Origin of the sequence: Nocardioides sp. P86 (genome assembly GCF_023712465.1) — a bacterium.
Lineage (GTDB): Bacteria > Actinomycetota > Actinomycetes > Propionibacteriales > Nocardioidaceae > Nocardioides > Nocardioides kribbensis.
The window spans coordinates 425,113-449,211 of the sequence record NZ_JAMAYE010000001.1; the positions used below are offsets into that span (position 1 = coordinate 425,113).

Here is a 24,099-nt window from a genome sequence, read left to right on the forward strand (position 1 = left end):
GCCGCGTCGGGTGTCGTCGGGCGGCGTCGGACGGCGCCGCCGGTGGTGGCCGGTGGTGGTGGCCGGTCGTGGTGCACGTGCGGCGGTGGGTGCCCCGCCGGGCGGGGCGGGGCAGGCGGGCTCAGGGCGCCAGCCACGCTCCGGGCAGGTTGCGCAGCACGGTGAAGACGGCGACCAGCGTGAGGAGTGCGCCGACCGACCAGCCCGGCACCGTCGCCGCGCCCCGCAGCGGGCGCGCCTGCCATCGGCGTACGGTCCACACGGCCAGGAGCGCGAGCGCCGCCGGGGCGAGCAGCACGAGGAGCAGGTTGCTCGACGCGGCGGCCGCGAGGTCGCCGTGGGTCAGGTCGTTGACGGCGCGCAGCCCCCCGCACCCGGGGCACCAGACCCCCAGCAGCGACGAGGGGCACAGCCCCCAGCTGCCGGCGCGGTGCGGGTCGCGCACGTGCAGCGCGGCGACCGCCAGGGCGAGTCCGACGGAGGTCCCGAGTGGGGCCGCGAGCCGGGCGGCACGCTCGCGACCGGGCCGCGGGCGCGGTCCGGTCGGGGCGGCGGCCTCGGTCAGTGCGATGACTCGTGCAGACCCATCTTGGCCATGACGAGGAAGACGACGCCCGCGGCCAGGATGATGGCCAGGCCGACGTAGAAGATCGTCATGCTGACCGGGTCGAGCATGAGCCCGATCCCGCCGACGACGAAGCCGAGGAGACCCACCACGACCGCGCTCCAGGCTGCGGGGGTGTTGCCGTGGTTGTTGGACATGCGGGTGCTCCTCGGGGTGCGGCGGGTGCGGTCGGATCTCGTCGCAGGACGTCGGGCCCAGTGTAGGGGCGGGCCCCCGGGCGGCGTCGGGGGCCTCGCCGCGCCAGCGCCCGGCGAGGCCGGCGTCACGCCGGGCCGGCGGGTCGGGCCGTCGGGTCGGGCCGTCGGGTCAGGCCGTCGGGTCAGGCCGTCGGGTCGCGTCCCTCGTCGATGGCCTTCCAGAGGTCGAGGTTGCTGGCGTCCTCGGTGGAGACCCGGGTCGGGGCGGCGCCGCCCTGGGGGGTGTCGTAGCGCGTGCCCATCTCCGGCCACTCCCGCACCAGGCGTACGGCGGGCAGCGCCACGCCGGCCGCGGCGAGGCAGGCCAGGACGCCGACGTAGGACCACCACGTGTGCTCGGTGCCCCCGCCGGCCGGACCGAGCGCGTCGGCCACCGCGTCGTCGAGGGTCAGCCACGCGGAGACCGCCGCCACGACCGCCCCGAGCGAGGCGAGCGCCCCCAGCACCGCGACGGCGCGCCGGGCGCGCCCGCGGGCGACGAGCACGACGCCCCAGCAGGCCAGCAGCACCAGCGCCAGCGAGGTCACCACCGGCGACTCCCCCGGGTCGGTGCCGGTGACGGCGTAGCCGATGGCCGCGTCGGACCCGCTCCCGCCCTCGGGCTGCACCCACGGCCGGGCTCCCGCCACGGCCGCGAGTCCGGCCGAGGCGAGGCCGGCCAGGACCACGGGGGCGAAGAGACGTCGACCCCGGGTGCGCTGCGGCGTGGTCGCGGCGCTCCGGCCGGCGTCCCCGGAGGTGCCGGCGCCGGTGGGCCCGCCGGTGGGCCCGCCGGTGGGCCCACCGGTGGGCTCAGCCACGGGGCTCACCCACGACGGCGGGCAGCAGGTCGGCGTCGAAGCAGGTGCGGTCGCCGGTGTGGCAGGCGGCGCCGACCTGGTCCACCTTGAGCAGGAGGGTGTCGCCGTCGCAGTCGAGGCGCACCTCGCGCACCCACTGCAGGTGCCCGGAGGTGTCGCCCTTGACCCAGTACTCCTGCCGGGAGCGCGACCAGTAGGTCGCCCGGCCGGTGCTCAGGGTGCGCGCCAGGGCCTCGTCGTCCATCCAGCCCAGCATCAGCACCTCGCCGGTGTCGTGCTGCTGCACCACCGCCGGGACCAGTCCGTCGGGGGTGCGCTTGAGGCGGGCGGCGACGGCGGGATCGAGGGTGCTCACCACCCCAGTATCGCCCGGCGGCGGGCGCCGGACCGCATCGAGGTGCGGCCCCCGACCACCCGGGCTCAGGCGCCCTGCTGGGCGACCCAGGAGGCGTGCAGCCCGGCGTAGACCGAGCCGGCCTCGGTGACCAGCCGGTCGTGCGGGCCGCGCTGGACCACCCGACCGCGGTCGACGACCACGACCTCGTCGGCGTTCTCGGCGGTGGAGAGACGGTGGGCGATGGTCACCGAGGTGCGACCGCTCATCAGCCGCTCGAGCGCGCGCCCGATGCGCATCTCCAGGGCGGGGTCGACCGCGCTGGTCGCCTCGTCGAGCACCAGCAGGTCGGGGTCGGCCAGGTGGGCCCGCAGCAGCGCCACCAGCTGGCGCTCCCCCGCCGACAGCGACTCGCCGCGCTGCCCGACCCGGGTGGCCAGGCCCTGCGGCAGGCCCGCGAGCCAGTCGCCGAGGCCGAGCTCGTCGGCGCTCGCGAGCACGTCGGCCTCGGTGGCGTCGAGACGGCCGTAGCGGACGTTGGCCAGCAGCGTGTCGTCGAAGAGGAAGCCCTCCTGCGGCACGAGCACCACGCTGCTGCGCAGCGAGGCCTCGGCGATCCGGCGTACGTCGACGCCGTCGAGGAGCACCCGGCCCTCGGAGGGGTCCATCAGGCGGGTCAGCAGCTTGGCGAAGGTGGACTTGCCCGAGCCGGTCTCGCCGACGATCGCCACGCGGGTGCCGGCGTCGAGGGCCAGGTCGACGTCGCGCAGCACCGGCTGCCCGCCGGGGTAGGCGAAGGTGACGTCGTCGAAGCGCACGTCGATCGGGCCGCGCGGGAGCGCGACGCCGTCGGCGCCGGGGTCGACCAGGTCGGCCGGCGTGTCGAGGATGCCGATGACCCGGCGCCAGCCGGCGATGGCGTTCTGGGCGTCGGTGAGGATCTGCGTGCCGAGCTGGACCGGGCCGACGAAGAGGGTGACGAGGAAGGCGAAGGCGAGCACCTCGCCGGCGGTGATGTCGTCGGCGAAGCCCAGCCAGATCCCGACGATGAGCACGCCGGCGTTGGCCAGGCCCGCGGAGATGCCACCGAGGGAGAAGGAGACGGCGGTGAAGCCCTGGGCGCGGGTGCTGGCCGCCTTGTGGGCGTCGATGGCCTCGTCGATGCGGCGCTGGGTGCGCGACTGCACCGAGTAGGAGCGCACCACCGCCGCGCCGACCACCGGCTCGGCGATGGCCGAGAGCAGCAGGCCGACCTGGCGGCGCACGGTGCCGTAGGCGTCGGAGAGCTTGCGCTGGAAGAAGCGCAGCGAGAGGAAGAGGGGCGCGAAGGCGACCCACACGACCAGCGCCAGCTGCCAGCTGTAGAACAGCATCACGATGGTGGCGATGAGCACCTGGCCGACGCTCACCACGAAGAGCAGCCCGCCGAAGACCAGGAACTGGCTGACCTGGTCGACGTCGCTGGTGACGCGGGAGACAAGCGCCCCGCGGCGCTCGGTGTTCTGGGTCAGCAGGGGCAGGTCGTGCACGTGGCGGAAGGCCTTGACCCGCAGCGTGGCCAGGCCCCGCTCGGAGGTCGTGAACAGCCGCGACGTCATGGCGTAGGAGGCCCAGCTGGTGAGGACCAGGGCGAGGGCGGCGGCCACGCCCATCCACACGGTGAAGGACACGTCGGGCCCGCCGGCGCGGCCCAGCCCCCGGTCGAGGGTCTGCTGCACCGCGATGGGCACGATCACCTGCCCGACCGAGGCAAGGACGGCGAGCAGCAGCGTGCCGCGGATGCCGTCGGTGAGCTCGGGTGAGAAGTGGATGCCGCGCCGGATGGTCTCCAGCGCCTTCATCTCCTCGCCGGTGTCCATGGTCGTCGCGGCGCGCGCGTCCTCACGGGCGGCCCCGTCGGCGGGGCCGGCCGCGTCGGGACGCCCGCCGCGCGCGGGACCGCCGGGGCCGGTGGCGGCGTCGGTCTCGGTGCGGCTCACAGGGTGCCTCCGGTGGTGGCGTCGGTCGGCTGGTCGGTCGGCTGGTCGGTCCTGGCCGAGGGCGCGTGGTCCTCGGTCTCGTAGGCGTTGACCAGGCGGGCGTAGGAGGCGCTGCGGGCCAGGAGCTCGCGGTGGGTGCCACGGTCCACGATCCGGCCGCCCTCGAGGTGCACGACCTCGTCGGCCAGGCCGATGGTGGCCTTGCGGTAGGCGACGACCAGGAGGCTCGCACCCCCGGAGCCGTCGCGCAGGGCGGCGAGGATGCGGGCCTCGACCTCGGGGTCGACCGCGGAGGTCGCGTCGTCGAGCACCATGAGGCGGGGCCGGCGCACGAGGGCCCGGGCCAGCGAGAGCCGCTGGCGCTGCCCGCCGGACAGCGACGTGCCGCGCTCGCCGAGGCGGGTGTCGAGGCCGTGCGGCAGCGCCGCGACGAAGCCGTCGGCCTGCGCCGCGCGCAGCGCCTCCCAGACGGTCTCGTCGTCGAGCTCGTCGCCGAGGGCGACGTTGCCGCGCACCGTGTCGTCGAAGAGGAAGGCGGTCTGGGGCACCACGGCGACGGCGCGCGACAGCTCGCCGGCGGCGAGGTCGCGCACGTCGGTGCCGTCGAGGAGGACCCGGCCGGCGTCGGGGTCGACCAGACGGGTCACCAGGGAGGTGAGGGTGCTCTTGCCCGACGCGGTGGCGCCGACCAGGGCCACGGTGCGGCCGGGCTCCACGGTGAACGACACGTCCTGCAGCAGCGGCTGCGCCGGGTCGTAGGCGTAGGCCAGCGCGTCGACCTCGAGGCGGGCGCCGCCGCCGGCGCCGGACGCGGGCGTGACGGCGTGCTCGCCGTAGACCATCTCGCCCGTGGCGTCGAGCACCGAGGAGACCCGGCGGAAGCCGACCACGCTGCGGGGGAACTCACCGAGCAGCCAGCCGATGGAGCGGATCGGGAAGGAGACGATGGTCAGCAGGTAGGCCACCGTGACCACGTCGCCGGCGTCGGTGGCCCCGGTGAGCACGCGCTGCACGCCGACGGCCAGCACGACGAGCACGCCGAGGTTGGGCAGCGCGGCCAGGGTCGGGTCGAAGGCCGCGCGGATGCGCCCGGCGCGGATGTTGACGTCGCGCAGCTCCAGGGCCTTGGCCGCGAAGCGCTCGGTCTCCTGGGGCTCGCGGCCCAGGGTCTTGACCACCATCGCGCCATCGAAGGACTCGTGGGCGATCTCGCTGACCTCCGCACGCAGCTGCTGGGCGCGCGTCATCAGGGGTGAGGCGAGGCGCTGGTAGGCCAGGTTGGCCGCGATCACGGCGGGGAAGACCAGGAGGCCGACGAGCGCGAGCACGAGGTCGGCCACCAGCATCTGGGCGACCGCGATCACCATCATCGCCACGGTGCCGACCGCCATCGGCAGCGGCGCGATCGGGCCCCACGCGGCCTCGACGTCGGAGTTGGCGTTGGAGAGCAGCTGGCCGGTGGGGTGGCGCTGGTGCCACTCCATCGGGAGCTGGAGGTACTGCCGCGTCACCGCACGGCGGGTGTGGGCCTGCATGCGGTACTGCATGATCCCTGCGCCGAGGCGGCGCGCGACGATCCCGACCGCCCGCAGGATCGCGACCGCGACGAAGAGCCCGAGGATCGCCCACAGCAGGCCGCCGTCGATCTCGCCGTCGCGGAAGGCCGGCAGCACCACGTGGTCGGTCGACCAGCCGAGCACCCAGGCGTCGGCGACCGTGAGCGCCCCGAAGAGCACGCTGCCCAGGGTGGAGAGCGTGAAGATCCACGGCTCGCGCTTGATGGCCACGAGCAGCACGCCGAACCCGTCGCGGGTGGTGGAGGCCCGCGACGAGGCCATCTCGGCGGCGTCGCGGTCGATCCGCTCCTGAGTCTGCGTCACGTGCCGTCCGTCCTGCGCTCGGGTGCCGGGGGCCCCGCGCTCCGCAGGTCCTGCGGGAGCGCTCGGGGGCCGCAGGAGAACCTCCCGCCTCACGCACGCTATTCCCGGGCGCCGACAGGCCCCGAATCCCGGTCGCCGCCCGGCCCCGGGGCGGGCGGTGGGTGCCGCTGCCTAGGCTCGGGTCATGAGCGACCTGCTGCTGGCCCGGCGCGAGCGCCACGCCCTGTGCGACCTCGCCCTCGAGCTCGGTCCCGAGGCGCCCACGCTGTGCGAGGGGTGGGCGGTGGCCGACCTCGTCGCCCACTGCCTGGTGCGCGAGACCTCCCCCGTCGCGGCGCTCGGCGCGGTGGTGCCGCCGCTGGCGGGCCTGGCCGACCGGGCCGTCGCGCGCGCCCGCCGGCGGCCGCTGCCGCAGCTGGTCGAGCGGCTGCGCGACCCCGGGCTGACGCCGTACCGCCTGCGGCCGGTGGAGCGGGTGGCGAACACCCTGGAGTTCCTCATCCACCACGAGGACGTCCGGCGCGCGCAGCCCGGCTGGCAGCCGCGCGCCCTGGCGCCCGCCGACGCCGCCGTGGTGTGGGGCTCCCTCGGCGGCCTCGGGCGGCTGCTCGTGCGCCCCGCCGGTGTGCCGGTGCAGGTCCGCGACGCCGACTCCGGGCGTCGTACGACGCTGCGCGCCGGCGCCGACCCGGTCGTGGTCACGGGCGCCCCGGTCGAACTGGCCCTGCTGCTCTCGGGTCGCGACCAGGTCCGCGGCGTCACCGTCGACGGCCCGCCCGACCGGGTCGCGGCGTTCCGCGCCGCCGGGTTCGCCTGCTGAGGGCTGGCGGCGGGCGGCGGGTTTCACCAGCCGGCTGGTGAAACCCGCACCTGTCGGCCCACGCGTCGGCCGACAGGTGCGGGTCCGGGCCGACCGGTGTGACGGGTGGGGCTGGCGGGGCGGCGTGCACGCCCGGCCCGGTCCCCCGAGCCCGGTCGCAGCGCCGTGTCCATCACCAGGGCCCAGCACCAGGGCCCAGCACCAGGACCCAGCACCAGGACCCAGCACCAGGGCTCAGCAGCGGATGCCAGGGCCCGGCGCCGGGTCTCAGCGCACCGGGTGACCGGTGGCGGCGAGCGCGTTCTTGACCTCGCCCACGCGCAGGGTGCCGAAGTGGAACACGGTGGCGGCGAGCACGGCGTCGGCGCCGGCGTCGACGGCGGGGGCGAAGTGCTCCAGGCGCCCGGCGCCGCCGGAGGCGATCACCGGGATCGCCACCTCGCGCCGCACGGCGGCGATGAGGTCGAGGTCGAAGCCGTCCTGGGTGCCGTCGGCGTCCATGGCGTTGAGCAGGATCTCGCCCGCGCCCAGCTCGGCGGCGCGCACGGCCCAGGCAAGCGCGTCGAGGCCCGAGGACTGCCGACCGCCGTGGGTGGTGACCTCGAAGCCCGAGTCGGTGCCGGCGGCGCGACGGGCGTCGACCGACAGCACGAGCACCTGGTTGCCGAAGCGGTCGGCGATCTCGGCGACGAGCTCGGGGCGGCGGATGGCGGCGGTGTTGACCGCGACCTTGTCGGCCCCGGCGCGCAGCAGCCGGTCGACGTCAGCGGTCGAGGAGACTCCCCCGCCGACAGTGAGGGGGATGAAGACCTCCTCGGCGCAGCGCGAGACCACCTCCATCGTGGTCGCGCGGCCCTCGTGGGAGGCGGAGATGTCGAGGAAGGTCAGCTCGTCGGCGCCCTCGGCGTCGTAGGTGCGGGCCAGCTCGACGGGGTCCCCGGCGTCGCGCAGCTCGGTGAAGTTGATGCCCTTGACCACCCGGCCGCCGTCGACGTCGAGGCACGGGATGACCCGCACCGCGAGGGTCACGACACGCCTCCCGGCCGGGTCAGGGCCAGGGCGTCGACGAGCGTGAAGCGGCCCTCGTAGAGCGCGGTGCCGATGATCGCGCCCTCGACGCCGCTGCCGACCAGGCCCATGAGGGCCTCGAGGTCGGCCAGCTCGGTGATGCCGCCGGAGGCGACGACCGGGCGGTCGGTGGCCGCGCAGACGTCCTGGAGCAGCTGCAGGTTGGGGCCCTGGAGCATGCCGTCCTTGTTGACGTCGGTGACGACGTAGCGCGCGCAGCCCTCGGCGTCGAGGCGGGTCAGCACGTCGTAGAGGTCGCCGCCGTCCTGGGTCCAGCCGCGCGCCGCCAGGGTGCGGCCGCGCACGTCGAGGCCGACCGCGACCCGGTCGCCGTGCTCGGCGATGGCCCGGGCGCACCACTCGGGCTGCTCGAGGGCGGCGGTGCCGATGTTGACGCGGCGGCAGCCGGCCGCCATCGCCGCGGCCAGCGACTCGTCGTCGCGGATGCCGCCGCTCATCTCCACGTCGATGTCGAGCGTGCCGACGATGCGGGCCTGCAGCTCGCGGTTGTGCCCGCGCCCGAAGGCGGCGTCGAGGTCGACGAGGTGGATCCACTCCGCGCCGGCCTCCTGCCAGCGCAGCGCCGCTTCGACGGGGTCGCCGAAGCGCTTCTCGGAGCCGGCGACGCCCTGCACCAGCTGGACGGCCTGGCCGCCGGCGATGTCGACGGCGGGGAGGAGCTCGAGGTGGTCGGACATCAGGGTTCCTTCGGGTCGGCGCGCTCCCGGCGTACGTCGGGACCGTGGCGGCGGGCTGGGGTCGGCTGGTGCGGCTGGGGTGGGGCGGGTCAGCCGCGCTGGAGGGTGGCGACCCAGTTGCGCAGCAGGGCCGCGCCGGCGTCGCCGGACTTCTCGGGGTGGAACTGCGTGGCGGTGAGCGGGCCGTTCTCGACGGCGGCGACGAAGCGGTCGCCGCCGTGCTCGGCCCAGGTGACGCGGGGCGCGGTGGTGCGGTCGTTGGTGACCAGGGTCCACTCGCGCACGCCGTAGGAGTGCACGAAGTAGAAGCGCTCGTCGGCGAGGCCGGCGAAGAGCGTGCTGCCCTCGGCGACCTCGACGGTGTTCCAGCCCATGTGGGGCACCACCGGGGCCTGGAGCCGCTCGACCACGCCGGGCCACTCGTCGCAGCCCTCGGTCTCGACCCCGTGCTCGACGCCGCGGGCGAAGAGCACCTGCATGCCCACGCAGATGCCCAGCACGGGGCGTCCGCCGGCGAGGCGGCGCCCGATCAGCCGGTCGCCCTTGATCTCGCGCAGGCCGGCCATGCAGGCGGCGTAGGCGCCGACGCCGGGCACGACGAGGCCGTCGGCGTGCAGCGCGGTCTCGAAGTCGGAGGTCAGGGTGACGCGGGCCCCGGCGCGCTCGACGGCGCGCACGGCCGAGCGCAGGTTGCCCGAGCCGTAGTCGAGGACGACCACGTCGGGTCCGTCCGCCCCCTCCGTGACCGGAGAGTCGCTCTCCCCCGCCGCGGCGCTCAGAGCGCGCCCTTGGTGGAGGGGATGCCGGTCTCGCGCGGGTCGAGAGCGACGGCGTCGCGGAAGGCACGGGCGAAGGCCTTGAACTGGGTCTCCACCAGGTGGTGGGGCTCGCGCCCGGCCAGCACCCGCACGTGCAGCGCGAGGTGGCCGTGGAAGGCGAGGGTCTCGAAGACGTGCTGGGTCAGCGACCCGAGGTATGAGACCCCGGAGCCGCCGAGTGCGACGTACTGCTGGCCCTCGGGCTCGCCGGTGTGCACGCAGTAGGGACGGCCCGACACGTCGACGACGGCCTGCACGAGCGCCTCGTCGAGCGGCACGGTGGCGTCGCCGAAGCGGCGGATGCCGCGCTTGTCGCCGAGCGCCTGGCGCAGGGCCTGGCCCAGGGCGATCGCGGTGTCCTCGACGGTGTGGTGGGCGTCGATGTGCACGTCGCCGGTCGTGCGCACGGTCAGGTCGACCAGGGCGTGACGGGCGAAGGCGGTGAGCATGTGGTCGTAGAAGCCGACGCCGGTGGAGATCTCGTGGCGTCCGGTGCCGTCGAGGTCGACCTCGACGAGCACCGAGGACTCACTGGTCTGGCGCTCGACGCGTGCGGTCCTGCTCATGTCGTCTCCTTGGGGGCCTGCGGGGTCGTCTGGCCGGTCACCTGGGTGAGGGCGGTGCGGAAGGCGGCCATCTCGTCGGGGGTGCCGATCGACACGCGCAGCCAGCCCTCGGGGCCGACCTCGCGCACGAGCACCCCGTGGTCGAGCAGTCCCTGCCAGACCGCGTGACGGTCGGGGAAGGTGCCGAAGAGGCAGAAGTTGGCGTCGCTGTCGGCGACCTGGTGACCCTGCGCACGCAGCCACGCGACGGTGCGGTCGCGCTCCTCGCGCAGCCGGTCGACCTGGCCGAGCAGCTCCTCGGTGTGGCGCAGCGCGGCCAGCGCCGTCGCCTGGGTCACCGAGGAGAGGTGGTAGGGCAGGCGCACCACCCGGATCGCGTCGCAGATGGCCGGGTCGGCGGCGAGGTAGCCCAGCCGCAGACCCGCCCCGGCGAAGGCCTTGCTCATGGTGCGGCTGACCACCAGGTTGCGGTGGTGCGGCAGCAGCTCGAGCGCGCTCGGCGTGCCGGTGCGGCGGAACTCGCCGTATGCCTCGTCGACGACGAGCACGCCGTCCTCGCCCACGGCCTCGCACAGCAGCGCGACCGCCTCGGGCGGCAGCGCGGTGCCGGTGGGGTTGTTGGGGCTGGGCAGCAGCACGACGCTGGGGCGCTCGGCCTCGACGAGGGCGCGGGCGGCGTCGAGGTCGAGGGTGAAGTCCTCGGCGCGGCGACCCGCGACCCAGCGGGTCATCGTGTCGCGGGCGTACTCGGGGTACATCGAGTACGTCGGGGCGAAGCTCAGCGCCGTGCGCCCCGGGCCGCCGAAGGCCTGGAGCAGCTGCAGCATGACCTCGTTGGAACCGTTGGCGGCCCACACCTGCTCCGGCACGATCCCGTGGGGGGTGTCGCGGGCGAGGTAGTCGGCCAGGGCGGTGCGCAGCGCCACGAACTCGCGGTCGGGGTAGCGGTTGAGCGTCGTGGCCGCCGTGGCCACGGCGTCGGCGATGTCGGCCACGCACGCGGGCGAGGGGCCGTAGGGGTTCTCGTTGACGTTGAGCTGCACGGGCACGTCGAGCTGCGGGGCGCCGTAGGGCTCGAGGCCGCGCAGCTCCTCGCGCAGGGGCGGGAACACCGGCGCCTACCCGTCGGCGAGGGGGCGGTCGAAGCGCACCCGCACCGCCGCGCCGTGACCGGGCAGGTCCTCGGCCTCGGCGAGGTTGACGACGTGGTCGGCCACGGCGGCCAGTCCCTCACGGGTGTAGTCGACGACGTGCACCGCCTTGAGGAAGCTGCGCACCGAGAGCCCCGAGGAGTGGCACGAGCAGCCGCCCGTGGGCAGCACGTGATTGGAGCCGGCGCAGTAGTCGCCCAGCGAGACCGGTGCGTGGGGGCCGACGAAGATGGCGCCCGCGTTGCGGACCCGGGCCGCCAGGGCGGCGGCGTCGCGGGTCTGGATCTCCAGGTGCTCCGCGCCGTAGGCGTCGACGACGGCGAGGCCCTGCTCGAGGTCGTCGACCAGCACGATGCCGGACTGCTCCCCGCCCAGCGAGGTGCGGATGCGCTCGGCGTGGCGGGTCACCGAGACCTGCTTGTCGAGCTCGGCCTCGACCTCGTCGGCCAGCTGCACCGACGTCGTGACCAGCACGCTGGAGGCCATCGGGTCGTGCTCGGACTGGCTCAGCAGGTCGGCGGCGACGTACGCCGGCTCCGCGGTGTCGTCGGCCAGCACCGCGATCTCGGTCGGCCCGGCCTCGGAGTCGATGCCGACGATGCCCTTGAGCAGGCGCTTGGCGGCCACGGTGTAGATCGCACCCGGTCCGGTGACCAGGTCGACGCGGCGGCACGGGCCCGCGCCGTGGGCGAACATCGCCACGGCCTGGGCGCCTCCGACGGAGTAGACCTCCTCCACGCCCAGCAGCGCGCAGGCGGCCAGGATCGTGGGGTGCGGCAGCCCGCCGAACTCCTTCTGCGGGCTCGAGGTCAGCGCGATGGACTCGACGCCGGCGACCTGCGCGGGCACGACGTTCATCACGACGCTGGAGACCAGCGGGGCGATGCCGCCGGGCACGTAGAGGCCGACCCGGGTGATCGGCACCATCCGCTTGCTGACCCGGGCGCCGGGACCGAGCTCGACCGAGGTGTCCTCCTCGAGCTCGGCGACGCAGGTCTCGCGCAGGCGGCGGATCGACTCCTCCAGGGCGACCCGGACGGCCGGGTCGAGCTCCTCGAGGGCCTGCGACAGCGCCGCCGGGGGCACGACGATGTCGTCGTTGCGGACGCCGTCGAAGGTCTCGGAGAACTCCAGGATCGCCTCGACGCCCCGGTCGCGCACCGCGTCGCAGATCGGGCGCACGACATGCATGGCGGCCTCGACGTCGAACTCGGCGCGCGGCACGGCGGCGCGGTAGTCGACGGGGGCAGCGCCGTCGGCAGCAGTCCCTCGCAGGTCGATCCGGCGAATCATGGGTTGATCCTACGAGCCCCGGTGCCGGCAACCCGAACCGGCGACCCCGCGTGGACCCTGCACGGACCCACCCGTCCGGGCAACGGCGTGCGGGCCGGGGGTCTAGGGTCGTCAGCGTGACCGACACGCTGCCGATGTTCCCGCTGAACTCGGTGCTCTTCCCCGGCGTCAGCGTGCCGCTGACCGTCTTCGAGGACCGCTACCGCGCCCTGGTCCACCACCTGCTGCGGGTCCCCGACCCGGCGGATCGGGTCTTCGCCTCGGTGGCCATCCGCGAGGGCTACGAGGTCGGTGACCACGGGGCCCAGTCGCTCTACCGGGTCGGCGTGCGCCTGCAGCTGACCGAGGTGGAGTCCCACCCCGACGGCACCTTCGACGTCGTCGCCGTCGGACTCGACCGCATCGGACTCGACCGCCTCGAGAGCGGCGAGACCTTCCCCGTGGGTCACGTCCACGCGCTGCCCGAGGGCACCGACCCCGTCGACGAGGGCGTGCTGGAGCGGGCGCGGGCCACCTTCTCGGCCTACCGCGCCGCGCTCTCGGACATCCGCACCGACCCCTACTCCGGCAGCCTGCCGCGCGACCCGTCCTACCTGTCGTGGACGCTCGCGGCCTGCGCTCCCCTGCCGATGCCGGAGCGGCAGGCGCTGCTCGAGGCCGAGGACGCCGCCAGCCGGCTGGTCATGGTCACCGACCTGCTGCGCTCGGAGCTGCGCGCGATGAACGTCATCCCGTCGCTGCCGGCCACCGAGGTCGCCCGCACCCGCTGGTCGCCCAACTAGCCGGCGTACGACGGAGCGCGGCGGTGGCGAGGAAGGGCGCGGGCGCGACCCCGGCGACGCAGGCGCTGACGCGCGCCGGCGTGGCCTTCACGCTGCACCCCTACGAGCACGACCCGCGCGCGGAGTCCTTCGGGCTCGAGGCGGCCGGCGCCCTCGGGGTCGACCCGGCCTGCGTGCTCAAGACCCTGCTCGCCGACGTCGACGGCCGACTGGTCGTCGGGGTGGTGCCGGTCTCGGGCCGCCTCGACCTCAAGGCCCTCGCGCGCGCCGTCGGCGGCAGTCGCGCCGCCATGGCCGACCCCGCGACGGCCGAGCGGTCCACCGGCTACGTCGTCGGGGGCATCTCCCCCCTGGGCCAGCGACGGCGCCTGCCCACCGTGGTCGACGTCTCCGCCCTCGCCCACCCTGTGGTCTACGTCTCGGGCGGGCGGCGCGGGCTCGACCTCGGTCTGGCCCCGGTCGACCTCGTCGCCCTGACCGACGCCGTCACCGCTGCCGTCGCCCGCGACTGAGCCGACCCCGTCGGCCCGCCGGGTGGACCGCCCGCCGGGGCCGGACCGCCCCGCTGCAGCACGACCCGGCCCGGGGGCGGGTCGCGCCCACAGCGCTCAGTCGTCGGTCGAGACGCGGAGCACCAGGTGGGCGACGTCGTCGTCGACCCAGCTGCTGAGGCCGAGGGCGCGCAGCGGGTCGAGGTTGTCCTCGACCGCGGGGGCGTCGTCGCCGAGCAGCGGGAGCAAGGAGTCCCCGGCGATGCTGCTGACCTGGTCGAGGTCGACGAAGACGACCGATCCGGCCTCGTCGCTGTCGGGCACGACCCTCTGGTAGGTCTCGGAGTCGCCGAGGCCCTCACCCCCCGCGACCACGTCGGCGAGGTAGTCCTCGTCGAGGCCGATCGCGGTGAGGCCGTCGCCGCCGGCGACGCCCACCGTGCCGACCTCGGAGCCCAGCGGCCCCTCGGCGAGCCGGTCGAGCACGCCCTGCACGTCGTCCTCCTCGCCGCGCACGGTGAGCGCCACGGGCAGGTCGGCGGGGTCGGCGGAGCCCGTCAGCTCCTCGACGTCGAAGCCGCTGCCGAGCGAGACGGCCGCGGCGTCGCCGACGACCGTCTCGACGTCGTCGGGCAGCGTCAGGCCGGTCTCGCCGGCGAGCTCCTCGAGGCCCTCGGCGTCGATGAGGCCCTCCGAGGCCGTCTCGAGCTGCTCGAGCACGGCGCCGAACCACCCCTCCTCGAAGCCCGCCCCGACCGCGGCCACGGTGTCGGCGGGCAGCTCCTCGACGACGTCGGCGCCGCGGTCGGTCACGAGCAGGTCGGACCCTCCGAACACCGCGGCCTCGCCCGCGGCTTCGATCTCCAGCGCCCCGTCGTCGAAGCGCAGCGTCAGGGCGGCGCCGGCGAAGTCCTCGAGCGCCTCGGCCGGGGTCGCGGCGCTCGGGAGGCCGGCGCTGGCGCCGACGACGCCGTCCTCCGCCGTGCGGCCCGCACCGGAGAGCGCGCTGGGCAGCGCCGGCGCCGACGCGCTCATCTCCGGCACCGCGGGGGCGAGCAGGTCCGAGGAGTCCTCGAGGCCGGGTCCGAAGGCCTCGGCGAGGTACTCGCCCGCCTCCGGCGCGGCGTAGAGGGTGACGACCCCGTCGCCGCCGGTCTCGCCGGTCCAGCGCTGGAAGTCGGCGTCGTCGGCGAGGCTCCCGTCGGACTCGGTCTGGTCGACCACGGCCTGGGCGGTCTCCTCGGTCTCGGCGAGCACCATCCAGTCACCGCTCACGACGTAGGCCGGGCCGCCCCCGCCCTCGGCGGGGTCGCTGCCGGTGCAGGTGGCCAGGTCGTCGAGCGCCCGGCCGGCGGCGTCGGCGTCGACGACCTCGATGGTGAAGACCGGCGCCGGCTCCTCGCCGCCGGTGTCGACCGCGGCGAAGGCGGCGCGGTCGCCGAAGGCGTCGGCCGCCTCGGTGACCTGGGCGCAGTCGGTCTGCTCGGCGAGGTAGTCGACCAGGGTCTGCTTGACGTCGATGTCGGCGACCGGGCCGTCGAGCCCGAACTCCTCGCGGATGGCCGGGAACTTCTCGAGGGTCTCCAGCGCCGCCACCTTCTGACCGCCACTGGGGTCGAGGTTGACGCCGACGTAGCCGATCGTGCCGGCCGGCAGCGCCTCCGCGGCCTGGGCGCCGTCGGAGAACCACCAGGCCGCCCCGAAGGCTCCTGCGCCGACGACCGCGACGAGGGCGACGCCCCCTCCCACCAGCAGCCCCGTGCGGCGGGGCCGTCGCTCCCGCGGCAGCCGCCCTCCGCCACTGCTGTCGAGCATCTCGGGGGGCGGACCCGACGGCGGCGGGCCCTGCGGCGGCGGGCCCTGCGGCGGCGGGCCCTGGGGCGGCGGTCCGGGCGGAAGGTTGCTCGTCACGACGGCTCCCGTGGGTGTCCTGGCGCCGGCCCCGTCGGCCGCGCTCGGGCGGGAACCTACCCCGGCGGGGCCGGTCCTAACCGGTCGCTCCCCCGCCCGTCAGGCGGTCCAGGGCGCCGCTCAGGCGCGGGGGTCGGCGGGGGCGCGTCGGGCGCCCCGCTTGGCCACCCCGACGAAGGCCACCAGCAGGCCTACGAGGGCGCCGGTGGTCCACACGAGGTAGGGCACCGGTCGCGGCGCCTCGAGCGCGCTGAGCAGGGTGGTGCGGTCGTCGGCCGAGCGCGCCAGCACGTCGGGGTCGGGCGGGCCGAGCTGCTGGCCCAGCCAAGCCATCAGCGCGGCGGCCACGACAGCGCCCACGACGACCGCCGCCAGCGTCACGAGCTCGTGGCGGTCGAGGACCAGCGCCGTGAGGAGCCCGACCGCGACCGCGGTCGGGAAGGCGACGACGGCGAGCAGGCCGGTGGCCGAGAACAGCCCGCGCAGCTGCGGGAGGTCGTAGAAGCCGTCACGGTCGACGACGACGAAGCGCCCCTGGAAGGCCAGCCCCCGCGAGGGCTCCCACACCAGGTGCCACAGCCAGGCCGCGCCGAGGCCGGCGAGGGCGAAGACCACGACCACCAGCAGCGCCTGGACCCCGGCCCGGCCCCACTCGCGGCGCCCGCGCAGCCGGGGCGCGTCGGCGGCGCTGCCGCCGTCGCGGACGCCGACGTCGGGGTTCAGACGCTCAGGCACCCGGGCCCCAGCAGCTGCTTGAGGTCGGCGAAGAGCGCCGGGGTCGCGGTGACCCGGAGCCGGTCGTCGAGCCGCATCACCTTGGTCGCCTCGCGCGTCATCAGCCGCAGCCGCACCTCGGTCATGCCGGGGTGGGTGGAGAGCACGTCGCGCAGCTGCTCGATGACGGGCGGGGTGCAGCGGGTCGAGGGCATGCTGATGACGACCGGACCCGAGGGGCCGTCGGAGATGTCGGGCACCGAGACCTCCTGGCCGTGGATCTCGGGCTGGTCCTTGCTCTTCGACAGCCGGCCCTTGACCGTGAGGATGGCGTCCTCGATGAGCAGGGTGCTGGCCAGCTGGTAGGCGCTGGGGAAGAGCAGCACGTCGATCGCGCCGTCGAGGTCCTCGAGGGTGACCATCGCCCACGCGTCGCCGCGCTTGGTGATCTTGCGCTGCACCGTGGTCACCAGGCCGCTGATGGTGATGGGCGAGCCGTCGGAGCGCTCCTCGTCGAGCATGAGCTGTCCGATGCTGCAGTCGCTGGAGTTGGTGAGCACGTGCTCCAGGCCCAGCAGCGGGTGGTCGGAGACGTAGAGCCCGAGCATGTCGCGCTCGTGGCCCAGCAGCGTCATCTTGTCCCACTCGTCGATCTCGGGCACCGTCACCGTGATCCCGAAGGACCCGCCCGCGTCGTCGTCGAGCCCGCCGAAGAGGGAGTCCTGACCGATCGCCTCGTTGCGCTTGATGTCGACGTACTGGTCGACCGCGGTCTCGTGGATCGTGACCAGCGCGCGCCGCCGGTGCTTCATCTCGTCGAAGGCGCCGGCCTTGACCAGCGACTCGATGACGCGCTTGTTGCACACCAGCGCCGGCACCTTGTCCATGAAGTCGTTGAAGTCGGCGTAGCGGCCCTTCTCCTCGCGCGCCGCCACGATGCCGTCGACGACGTTGGCGCCGACGTTGCGCACCGCCGTCAGGCCGAAGCGGATGTCGGTGCCGACGGGGGTGAAGTTGGAGGAGGACTCGTTGACGTCGGGCGGGAGCACCTGGATCTTCATCCGGCGGCACTCGTTGAGGTAGATGGCCGACTTGTCCTTGTCGTCCTTGGTCGAGGTCAGCAGCGCGGCCATGTACTCGGCCGGGTAGTTGGCCTTGAGGTAGGCCGTCCAGTACGACACCAGGCCGTAGGCCGCGGAGTGGGCCTTGTTGAAGGCGTAGTCGGAGAAGGGCAGCAGGATGTCCCACAGCGTCTTGACCGCGGCGGCGCTGTAGCCGCGCTCCTTCATGCCCTGGGAGAAGCCCTCGAACTGCTTGTCCAGCTCCGACTTCTTCTTCTTGCCCATCGCGCGACGCAGGATGTCGGCCTGGCCCAGGCTGTAGCCCGCGAGCTTCTGCGCGATGGCCATGACCTGCTCCTGGTAGACGATCAGGCCGTAGGTCTCGCCCAGGATGTCCTCGAGCGGCTCGGCCAGCTCGGGGTGGATCGCCTCCACCGGCTCGCGCCCGGTCTTGCGGCGGGCGTACTTGTTGTGGGAGTCGGCGCCCATCGGGCCGGGCCGGTAGAGCGCGCCGACGGCGGAGATGTCCTCGAAGGTGTCGGGCCGCATGGAGCGCAGCAGCGCCCGCATCGGACCGCCGTCGAGCTGGAAGACGCCGAGGGTGTCGCCGCGCTGGAGCAGGGCGTAGGTGGCCTCGTCGGTGAGCGGGAGGTCCTCGAGCACCACGGTCTCGCCGCGGTTGGCCTGGATGTTCTTGACCGCGTCGTCGAGCACGGTGAGGTTGCGCAGGCCCAGGAAGTCCATCTTGATCAGGCCGAGGCCCTCACAGGTGGGGTAGTCGAACTGGGTGATCATCGCGCCGTCGGCGGGGCGCTTGAGCAGCGGGATCACGTCGACCAGCGGCTCGCTGGACATGATCACCCCGGCGGCGTGCACGCCCCACTGCCGCTTGAGGCCCTCGATGCCGATGGCGGTGTCGACGACGCGCTGGACGTCCTTGTCGGCGTCGTAGAGCTGGCGGAACTCCCCGCCCTCGCCGTAGCGCTTGTGCTCGGGGTCGAAGATCTCCTGCAGCGGCACGTCCTTGCCCATGACCGCCGCCGGCATGGCCTTGGTGATCCGGTCGCCCATCGCGAAGGGGTAGCCCAGGATGCGCGAGGAGTCCTTGACGGCCTGCTTGGCCTTGATGGTGCCGTAGGTGACGATGTAGGAGACGCGGTCGTCGCCGTACTTGTCGGTGACGTAGCGGATGACCTCGCCGCGCCGACGCTCGTCGAAGTCGATGTCGAAGTCGGGCATCGAGACGCGGTCGGGGTTGAGGAACCGCTCGAAGATCAGGCCGTGCTGGAGCGGGTCGAGGTCGGTGATGCGCATCGCGTAGGCGACCATCGAGCCCGCGCCCGAGCCGCGGCCGGGTCCGACGCGGATGCCGTTGTCCTTGGCCCAGTTGATGAAGTCGGCGACCACCAGGAAGTAGCCCGGGAAGCCCATCTGGGTGATGACGCCGATCTCGAAGTCGGCCTGCTTGCGCACCGCGTCGGGGATGCCCGAGGGGTAGCGCACGTGCAGCCCGCGCTCGACCTCCTTGACCAGCCAGGAGTCCTCGTTCTCCCCCGGCGGGCAGGGGAAGCGCGGCATGTAGGTGCCGTTGCCCTCGGTGAACTCCACGTCGCAGCGCTCGGCGATGAGCAGCGTGTTGTCGCAGGCCTCGGGGAAGTCGCGCCACAGCTCGCGCATCTCGGCGGCCGACTTGAGGTAGTAGCCGTCGCCGTTGAAGGCGAAGCGCTGCCCCGGGCCGTCGCCCGCGGGGATGTCCATGGTGGACCCGGAGTTGATGCAGAGCAGGTGCTCCTGGGCCTTGGCGTCCTCGCGCATCACGTAGTGCGAGTCGTTGGTGGCCAGGAGTGGGATGCCCATGTCCTTGCCCAGCCGCAGCAGGCCGTCCTTGACCCGGGTCTCGATGTCGAGGCCGTGGTCCATCAGCTCGAGGAAGTAGTTGTCCTTGCCGAGGATGTCCTGGAAGTCGCCCGCGACCTGCTTGGCGGCCTCGTAGTTGCCGTGGCGCAGGTGGACCTGCACCTCGCCGGAGGGGCAGCCGGTCGTGCCGATGATGCCCTTGCCGTGCTGGGAGAGCAGCTCGCGGTCCATGCGGGGGTGCTTGAAGAACCCGTCGCGCCACGCGCCCGTGGAGAGCCGGAAGAGGTTGTGCATGCCCTCGGTGGACTCCGAGAGCAACGTCATGTGGGTGTAGGCACCGCGGTTGGAGACGTCGTCGGGGCCGCCGCCGTAGAAGTTCACGCCGCGCTTCTCGAAGCGGGAGATGTTGGGCGTGAAGTAGGCCTCGATGCCGATGATCGGCTTGACCCCCGCGGCCTTGGCCTTGGAGTAGAACTCGTAGGCCCCGAAGACGTTGCCGTGGTCGGTCATCGCCACCGCCGGCATGCCGAGCTCCGCGGCCCGGTCGGCCAGCGCACCGAGGCGGGCGGCGCCGTCGAGCATGGAGTACTCGGTGTGCACGTGCAGGTGGACGAAGGAGTCCTGGGAGCCTGTCGACATCGTGTGTGGAAGTCCTCGCCGGGTCGAGATCGGGCAGCGGTCAAGCAGGGTGCAGCGGTCTCGGACGGGCGCCGATCGACCTTCTGGGGGAAGGGGATCAGCCTACGTCAACCGCTCCGGGGATCGTGCCAGCCGCCGCCGACACCACTGCCGACACCACCGGCGGCACCACCGGCGGCACCACCGGCGGCTCAGCCCTCGCGGGCGGCGTCGAGGCTCTCGGTGATCACCACGTCGACGATGCGGTGCAGGCGCTCGGCCCCGAGGGCCGGTGCCCGCTGCGCCATCGCGACGGCGATGGCGCGCTCGCGGTCGGGGTCGCGACGGGTGTGGCCCTTGTGCGGCTGCACGGCGGCGGTGAGGGCCGCACGGCGCGCCAGCAGGTCGCCGAGCTGGTCGTCGACCTCGTCGATGAGCCCGCGCAGGAAGACGAGGGGCTCGCGACCGGGCCAGGCCACCCTCAGGTCGGGGGCGCGCTCCTCGTTGGCCGAGCCGTCGGTGCGCTCGAGCTCCACCAGCCCGTGGCGGGCGTAGAACGCCCGCGCCGCGGTGTTGGTCTCGAAGACCCACAGGCAGAAGCCGTCGGGCCGCTGCGCCTTCACGGTCTCCAGCAGCAGCGAGCCGAGCCCGCGACCCGCGGCACCGGGCAGCACGTAGAGGTCGTCGAGCCAGTCACCGGCCAGGGCGGCGTAGGCCACGACGCGCCCGCCCTCCTGCGCCACCCACAGCTCGCGCGCGGAGAGGTCCCAGGTGGCGAACCAGCTGCGCACCTCGGTGTCGGGGTGCGCGCCCGGGGGCATCGCGGGGTGCGCCGCGCGGCGGCTGCGCAGGTGCACGTCGGCCACCTCGGCCAGGTCGGCGACCGTGCCCGGACGCACCAGGACGTCGGGCTGCGCGGGGGGTCCGTCAGGACCCGTCACGGACGACCTCGAGGGCGTGGGCGAGGTCGGCGGGGTACTCCGTCTCGTACTCGACGTGCTCACCGGTGTCGGGGTGCTCGAAGCCGAGCCTGACGGCGTGGAGCCACTGCCGCTCCAGGCCCACGCGCTTGGCCAGCACGGGGTCGGCGCCGTAGGTCAGGTCGCCGACGCAGGGGTGCTTGAGCGCGGACATGTGCACCCGGATCTGGTGGGTGCGGCCGGTCTCGAGGTGCACCTCGAGCAGGCTGGCGAAGCGGTGCGCCTCGAGCGTCTCGTAATGGGTGACGCTGGCCCGCCCGTCGGCCATCACGGCGAACTTCCAGTCCGAGCGGGGGTGACGACCGATCGGGGCGTCGACCGTGCCCTCCAGCGGGTCGGGGTGGCCCTGGACGAGCGCGTGGTAGGTCTTGTCGACGGTGCGGTGGCGGAAGGCGTTCTTGAGCACCGAGTAGGCGTGCTCGGACTTGCAGATGACCATGACGCCGGACGTGCCGACGTCGAGGCGCTGCACGATGCCCTGGCGCTCGGAGGCGCCGCTGGTGGCGATGCGGAAGCCCGCGCCCGCGAGGTGGCCGACGACCGTGGGGCCGGTCCAGCCTGGCGAGGGGTGGACGGCGACGCCGACCGGCTTGTCGATCACCACGATGGACTCGTCGTCGTGGACGATCTTGATCCCCTCGACGATCTCGGGGGTCACCGTCAGCGGGTCGGTCAGGGTCGGGATCTCCACGTCGAGCAGCGAGCCCGGCAGCACCCGGTCGCTCTTGCCGACGCCGGCGCCGTCGACCTGCACCAGGCCCTGCGCGATCAGGTCGGCCGCACGGGTGCGCGAGAGCCCGAACATGCGGGCCAGGGCGGCGTCGACCCGCTCCCCCGCGAGGCTCTCGGGCACGCTGAGGCTGCGGTGCTCGGAGGTCTGGCTCATCGCTGGTCCCCCGCGGTCGGGCCGCTCGCCGTGGCTGCGTCGTCAGGCCGGTCACCAGGCCGGTCGCCGGACCGGTCGTCGGGCTCGTGGTCGCGGTCGCGGGTGCCGTCGAGGCGGACACCGCGGAAGGCCTGCACGAGGATGAGGCCGGCGGCGACGTTGATGCAGACGTCGGCCACGTTGAAGACCGGCCAGTTGGGCAGCATCAGGAAGTCGATGACGTGGCCCCGCATCGGCCCGGGATCGCGGAAGAGCCGGTCGGTGAGGTTGCCGGTCACACCCGCGAGCAGCAGGCCCAGCGCCACGGCCCACAGCCGGGAGCGCACCCGCAGGCTCAGCACGAGCACGACCACGGTGGCGGCGATCGCGATGCAGCTCAGCGCCACGGTGAACTGGGTGCCGGTGCTGAAGGCGGCGCCCGGGTTCTTGACCAGCGTCAGCGTGAGCAGGTCCCCGACGACGGGCACGTCGGGCTGGCCCTCGAGACGGTCGAGGGCCATCACCTTGGTGACCAGGTCCACGGCGTACGCGGTGGCGGCGATCGTCGCGAACAGCGCCCACACCCGCGCCCGGGAGCGCCCGGCGGGGGCTGCGGTGGTCTCGGGGTCTATCGCCGTTCCTCGCGCTGCTTGCATGTCATGCACAGTGTGGCACGCGGAAATGCCATCAGCCGATTCTTGCCGATCGGCTCTCCGCAGGACTCGCAGACGCCGTAGGTGCCGTCGTCGATGCGCGCCAGGGCCCGCTCGATCTGGGCCAGCTTGTCGCGCTCGTTGTTGAGCACGGTGAGCTCGTGGTCGCGCTCGAAGCTGCTCGCCCCGACGTCGGCCTGGTCCTGCCCGGCCCCGTCGCCGGAGTCGCGCATGAGCCCCGAGAGCTCCTGCTCCTGGTCGGCGATCACCTGGGCGATGTGGTCGTGCTGCTCGTGCAGCTCGGCGACGACCTCGTCGAGCTCGGCGGCGGTCCAGTCGGACTCGCCCTCCTTGACGACGAGGTCCTGGGCCTGGGCCGCGGTGGCGGCCTTCTTGGTGGGTGCTGCCTTGGTCACGGGCACAGCCTTCGAGCGGGGGCGCCGCAGCGCCGGGGGTGGACGGAGCAGGGAGGTCCGGGGGGCGGGAGAGGGGTGAGGACGGTGAGCAGGAGGGTAGCCAGTCGGTGGTGAACCGACCAGGGCCCCTCCGTCACGGGCCCGCGGAGACGACGGCGCGGCCGGCCCCCGAGGGGACCGGCCGCGCCGGATCGAGCCGGGTGGAGCAGTCGCTCAGGACTCCTCGTCGCCCAGGATGGAGCGCAGACGCTTGGGGGCCGGGGCCTCCTCGGTCGGAGCGGCGCTCTCGGCGCCGTTCTGCAGCGCCTCCAGCTGCTGGGTGAAGTAGCTCTTCAGGCGCGAGCGGTACTCGCGCTCGAACGAGCGGAGGTTCTCGACCTCGCTGCTGAGCTTGTCGCGCTCGCGCTCCAGGTCGCCGAACATCTGCTGGCGACGCTCGGCGGTCTCGGAGTCGAGCATCGAGGCGCGGGTGCGCGCGTCGGACTCCATGCGGTCGGCCTTCGACTTCGACTCGGCCTCGAGACGCTCGGCCTTGGTGCGGGCCTCGCCCACGATCTTGTCGGCGTCGTTCTTGGCCTCGTCGACGAGCTCGTCGGCGTTGCGGGTGGCGATCTCCAGCAGGCGCGCCGCGGCGTTGGAGGCCTGCGGCACCGTCTCGACGCGGATCGTCTCCGTGGGGGTCGCGGCGGCGGGGGCGGCCGGTGCGGCCACGGGGGCCGGCGTCGGCTCGGGCTTCGCGACCGGCACGGGCTGCGTGACCGGCTCGGGCGTGGACGGCGCGGTGGTCGCCGGGGCGGACTGACCCGACGACGAGCCGGCCTGACCCGATCCCGACGGGCCCGATCCCGACTGGGCGGAGGCGAGCTTGGCGCGGAGGTCCTCGTTCTCCTTGGTGAGCCTCGCGAGCTCGGCCTCCACCTCGTCGAGGAACTGGTCGACCTCCCCCATGTCGTAGCCCTCGCGCAGCCGGACGGGAGTAAAGCGCTTGTTGCTCACGTCCTCAGGCGTCAGTGGCATGACCTCACCCATTCTCAGTCGTGGTGTTCAAGTGGATCCCAGACGTGCCGCGCGCGGGTGCGCGAGGTCGTGCTGCGAACTTCTCGGGGAACAATAGCGCCTGTCGTGGGACAGGTGGGACAGGCGGGTCCCGGTGGGCGGCCGGGGCCCCGGAGGGCGCTCAGGCGATGTTGAAGACGGCGTCGTTGACGTTGAGCAGCACCCACGCGATGACCAGGACGAGCAGGAAGCTCAGGTCGAGCGCGATGCTCCCCAGACGCAGCGGCGGGATGAAGCGGCGCAGGAACTGGATGGGCGGGTCGGTGACCGAGTAGACCGCCTCGAGGACCAGCAGCAGCGGTCCGCGCGGACTCCAGGAGCGCGCGAAGACCTGCACCCAGTCCACGATGAAGCGCACCCACATGAGCGCGATGAAGAAGAACAGGATCCAGTGGATGATCCAACCGGCGATCTGCACGTCGGTGATAGCTCCTGTCGGGGCCGGACCGGGCTCGTCGTGACGACG

24 protein-coding genes are annotated in these 24,099 nt (G+C 73.9%); 3 read left to right on the top strand and 21 right to left on the bottom strand.

Translation table 11 applies throughout. The annotated features are described in order from the left end of the window. Positions 1-121 precede the first annotated feature (121 nt). From M3673_RS01960 to M3673_RS01985, 6 genes are all read right to left on the bottom strand, one after another. Positions 122-445: a DUF2752 domain-containing protein gene (locus tag M3673_RS01960; protein WP_251531144.1), complete on the bottom strand. Its 324-nt coding sequence runs from the start codon at positions 443-445 to the stop codon at positions 122-124. A 116-nt stretch (positions 446-561) separates the two neighbouring features. Then, positions 562-762: an HGxxPAAW family protein gene (locus M3673_RS01965; protein ID WP_056862526.1), complete on the bottom strand. Its 201-nt coding sequence runs from the start codon at positions 760-762 to the stop codon at positions 562-564. 182 nt (positions 763-944) lie between these two features. After that, positions 945-1,622 carry a Trp biosynthesis-associated membrane protein gene (locus M3673_RS01970; RefSeq protein ID WP_251531147.1) on the bottom strand — a complete coding sequence of 226 codons (678 nt, stop codon included), beginning with the start codon at positions 1,620-1,622 and terminating at the stop codon, positions 945-947. Beyond that, entirely contained in the window at positions 1,615-1,977 is a 363-nt protein-coding gene (hisI, locus tag M3673_RS01975; protein WP_056862944.1) for a phosphoribosyl-AMP cyclohydrolase, read from the bottom strand. Before hisI ends, M3673_RS01970 begins: the two co-directional genes overlap by 8 nt. A 65-nt stretch (positions 1,978-2,042) precedes the next feature. Next, positions 2,043-3,935, bottom strand: a complete 1,893-nt coding sequence (locus M3673_RS01980) for an ABC transporter ATP-binding protein (protein ID WP_308196076.1) — start codon at positions 3,933-3,935, stop codon at positions 2,043-2,045. Further along, positions 3,932-5,815: an ABC transporter ATP-binding protein gene (locus M3673_RS01985; protein WP_308196077.1), complete on the bottom strand. Its 1,884-nt coding sequence runs from the start codon at positions 5,813-5,815 to the stop codon at positions 3,932-3,934. The genes M3673_RS01980 and M3673_RS01985 overlap by 4 nt, the downstream gene beginning before the upstream one ends. 184 nt (positions 5,816-5,999) lie before the next feature. On the opposite strand from M3673_RS01985, the gene M3673_RS01990 reads away from it, so the two are divergent. Next, a complete protein-coding gene (locus tag M3673_RS01990; protein ID WP_193664634.1) occupies positions 6,000-6,635 on the top strand; it encodes a TIGR03085 family metal-binding protein in 636 nt (211 codons plus the stop codon). A gap of 267 nt (positions 6,636-6,902) precedes the next feature. Here M3673_RS01990 and hisF read toward each other — a convergent pair whose 3' ends face one another. From hisF to hisD, 6 genes are all read right to left on the bottom strand, one after another. Further along, the gene (hisF, locus tag M3673_RS01995; RefSeq protein ID WP_056862523.1) at positions 6,903-7,664 is read right to left on the bottom strand and encodes an imidazole glycerol phosphate synthase subunit HisF; all 762 of its coding nucleotides are present in this window, start codon (positions 7,662-7,664) and stop codon (positions 6,903-6,905) included. Next, entirely contained in the window at positions 7,661-8,401 is a 741-nt protein-coding gene (gene priA / locus M3673_RS02000; RefSeq protein WP_056862522.1) for a bifunctional 1-(5-phosphoribosyl)-5-((5-phosphoribosylamino)methylideneamino)imidazole-4-carboxamide isomerase/phosphoribosylanthranilate isomerase PriA, read from the bottom strand. The genes hisF and priA overlap by 4 nt, the downstream gene beginning before the upstream one ends. An 89-nt stretch (positions 8,402-8,490) precedes the next feature. Further along, positions 8,491-9,120 carry an imidazole glycerol phosphate synthase subunit HisH gene (gene hisH, locus M3673_RS02005; RefSeq protein WP_193664636.1) on the bottom strand — a complete coding sequence of 210 codons (630 nt, stop codon included), beginning with the start codon at positions 9,118-9,120 and terminating at the stop codon, positions 8,491-8,493. Positions 9,121-9,176: 56 nt separating this feature from the next. Then, the gene (gene hisB / locus M3673_RS02010) at positions 9,177-9,785 is read right to left on the bottom strand and encodes an imidazoleglycerol-phosphate dehydratase HisB (protein ID WP_193664638.1); all 609 of its coding nucleotides are present in this window, start codon (positions 9,783-9,785) and stop codon (positions 9,177-9,179) included. Then, positions 9,782-10,897, bottom strand: coding sequence for a histidinol-phosphate transaminase (locus M3673_RS02015; protein ID WP_228942887.1), 1,116 nt, complete (start codon positions 10,895-10,897; stop codon positions 9,782-9,784). Before M3673_RS02015 ends, hisB begins: the two co-directional genes overlap by 4 nt. 6 nt (positions 10,898-10,903) lie before the next feature. Then, a complete protein-coding gene (hisD, locus tag M3673_RS02020; RefSeq protein ID WP_056904511.1) occupies positions 10,904-12,229 on the bottom strand; it encodes a histidinol dehydrogenase in 1,326 nt (441 codons plus the stop codon). A 116-nt stretch (positions 12,230-12,345) separates the two neighbouring features. Here hisD and M3673_RS02025 point away from each other — a divergent pair, with 116 nt between their 5' ends. Next, entirely contained in the window at positions 12,346-13,011 is a 666-nt protein-coding gene (locus M3673_RS02025; RefSeq protein WP_193664642.1) for an LON peptidase substrate-binding domain-containing protein, read from the top strand. Between the two features lie 23 nt (positions 13,012-13,034). Further along, positions 13,035-13,523 carry a Cys-tRNA(Pro) deacylase gene (ybaK, locus tag M3673_RS02030; RefSeq protein WP_251531148.1) on the top strand — a complete coding sequence of 163 codons (489 nt, stop codon included), beginning with the start codon at positions 13,035-13,037 and terminating at the stop codon, positions 13,521-13,523. A gap of 96 nt (positions 13,524-13,619) precedes the next feature. On the opposite strand, the gene M3673_RS02035 is transcribed toward ybaK, so the two are convergent. The 9 genes from M3673_RS02035 to M3673_RS02075 form a co-directional block, all read right to left on the bottom strand. Beyond that, the gene (locus tag M3673_RS02035) at positions 13,620-15,317 is read right to left on the bottom strand and encodes a hypothetical protein (protein WP_251531151.1); all 1,698 of its coding nucleotides are present in this window, start codon (positions 15,315-15,317) and stop codon (positions 13,620-13,622) included. Between the two features lie 216 nt (positions 15,318-15,533). Next, positions 15,534-16,148 carry a hypothetical protein gene (locus M3673_RS02040; protein ID WP_251531153.1) on the bottom strand — a complete coding sequence of 205 codons (615 nt, stop codon included), beginning with the start codon at positions 16,146-16,148 and terminating at the stop codon, positions 15,534-15,536. Next, complete coding sequence (dnaE, locus tag M3673_RS02045; protein WP_251531155.1) at positions 16,133-19,684, bottom strand: DNA polymerase III subunit alpha; 3,552 nt, start codon at positions 19,682-19,684, stop codon at positions 16,133-16,135. Before dnaE ends, M3673_RS02040 begins: the two co-directional genes overlap by 16 nt. Positions 19,685-19,875: 191 nt before the next feature. Continuing rightward, complete coding sequence (locus M3673_RS02050) at positions 19,876-20,604, bottom strand: GNAT family N-acetyltransferase (RefSeq protein WP_193664650.1); 729 nt, start codon at positions 20,602-20,604, stop codon at positions 19,876-19,878. Next, positions 20,591-21,529 carry an RluA family pseudouridine synthase gene (locus M3673_RS02055; protein ID WP_056862513.1) on the bottom strand — a complete coding sequence of 313 codons (939 nt, stop codon included), beginning with the start codon at positions 21,527-21,529 and terminating at the stop codon, positions 20,591-20,593. The genes M3673_RS02050 and M3673_RS02055 overlap by 14 nt, the downstream gene beginning before the upstream one ends. Beyond that, positions 21,526-22,164: a signal peptidase II gene (gene lspA, locus M3673_RS02060; protein WP_251531157.1), complete on the bottom strand. Its 639-nt coding sequence runs from the start codon at positions 22,162-22,164 to the stop codon at positions 21,526-21,528. Before lspA ends, M3673_RS02055 begins: the two co-directional genes overlap by 4 nt. After that, positions 22,137-22,577, bottom strand: coding sequence for a TraR/DksA family transcriptional regulator (locus tag M3673_RS02065; RefSeq protein ID WP_056862512.1), 441 nt, complete (start codon positions 22,575-22,577; stop codon positions 22,137-22,139). The genes lspA and M3673_RS02065 overlap by 28 nt, the downstream gene beginning before the upstream one ends. A 213-nt stretch (positions 22,578-22,790) precedes the next feature. Beyond that, on the bottom strand, positions 22,791-23,594 hold the full coding sequence (locus tag M3673_RS02070; protein WP_193664656.1) for a DivIVA domain-containing protein: 804 nt from the start codon (positions 23,592-23,594) through the stop codon (positions 22,791-22,793). Positions 23,595-23,754: 160 nt separating this feature from the next. Further along, the gene (locus M3673_RS02075; protein ID WP_056862511.1) at positions 23,755-24,051 is read right to left on the bottom strand and encodes a YggT family protein; all 297 of its coding nucleotides are present in this window, start codon (positions 24,049-24,051) and stop codon (positions 23,755-23,757) included. Positions 24,052-24,099 lie beyond the last annotated feature (48 nt).

What these genes read in the sequence shown, in the direction of transcription:
- M3673_RS01965 (WP_056862526.1), bottom strand. Translation starts at nt 762, where the DNA reads ATGTCCAACAACCACGGCAACACCCCCGCAGCCTGGAGCGCGGTCGTG.
- M3673_RS01990 (WP_193664634.1), top strand. Translation starts at nt 6,000, where the DNA reads ATGAGCGACCTGCTGCTGGCCCGGCGCGAGCGCCACGCCCTGTGCGAC.
- priA (WP_056862522.1), bottom strand. Translation starts at nt 8,401, where the DNA reads ATGTCCGACCACCTCGAGCTCCTCCCCGCCGTCGACATCGCCGGCGGC.
- hisB (WP_193664638.1), bottom strand. Translation starts at nt 9,785, where the DNA reads ATGAGCAGGACCGCACGCGTCGAGCGCCAGACCAGTGAGTCCTCGGTG.
- hisD (WP_056904511.1), bottom strand. Translation starts at nt 12,229, where the DNA reads ATGATTCGCCGGATCGACCTGCGAGGGACTGCTGCCGACGGCGCTGCC.
- M3673_RS02035 (WP_251531151.1), bottom strand. Translation starts at nt 15,317, where the DNA reads ATGCTCGACAGCAGTGGCGGAGGGCGGCTGCCGCGGGAGCGACGGCCC.
- dnaE (WP_251531155.1), bottom strand. Translation starts at nt 19,684, where the DNA reads ATGTCGACAGGCTCCCAGGACTCCTTCGTCCACCTGCACGTGCACACC.
- M3673_RS02055 (WP_056862513.1), bottom strand. Translation starts at nt 21,529, where the DNA reads ATGAGCCAGACCTCCGAGCACCGCAGCCTCAGCGTGCCCGAGAGCCTC.
- lspA (WP_251531157.1), bottom strand. Translation starts at nt 22,164, where the DNA reads ATGCAAGCAGCGCGAGGAACGGCGATAGACCCCGAGACCACCGCAGCC.
- M3673_RS02070 (WP_193664656.1), bottom strand. Translation starts at nt 23,594, where the DNA reads ATGCCACTGACGCCTGAGGACGTGAGCAACAAGCGCTTTACTCCCGTC.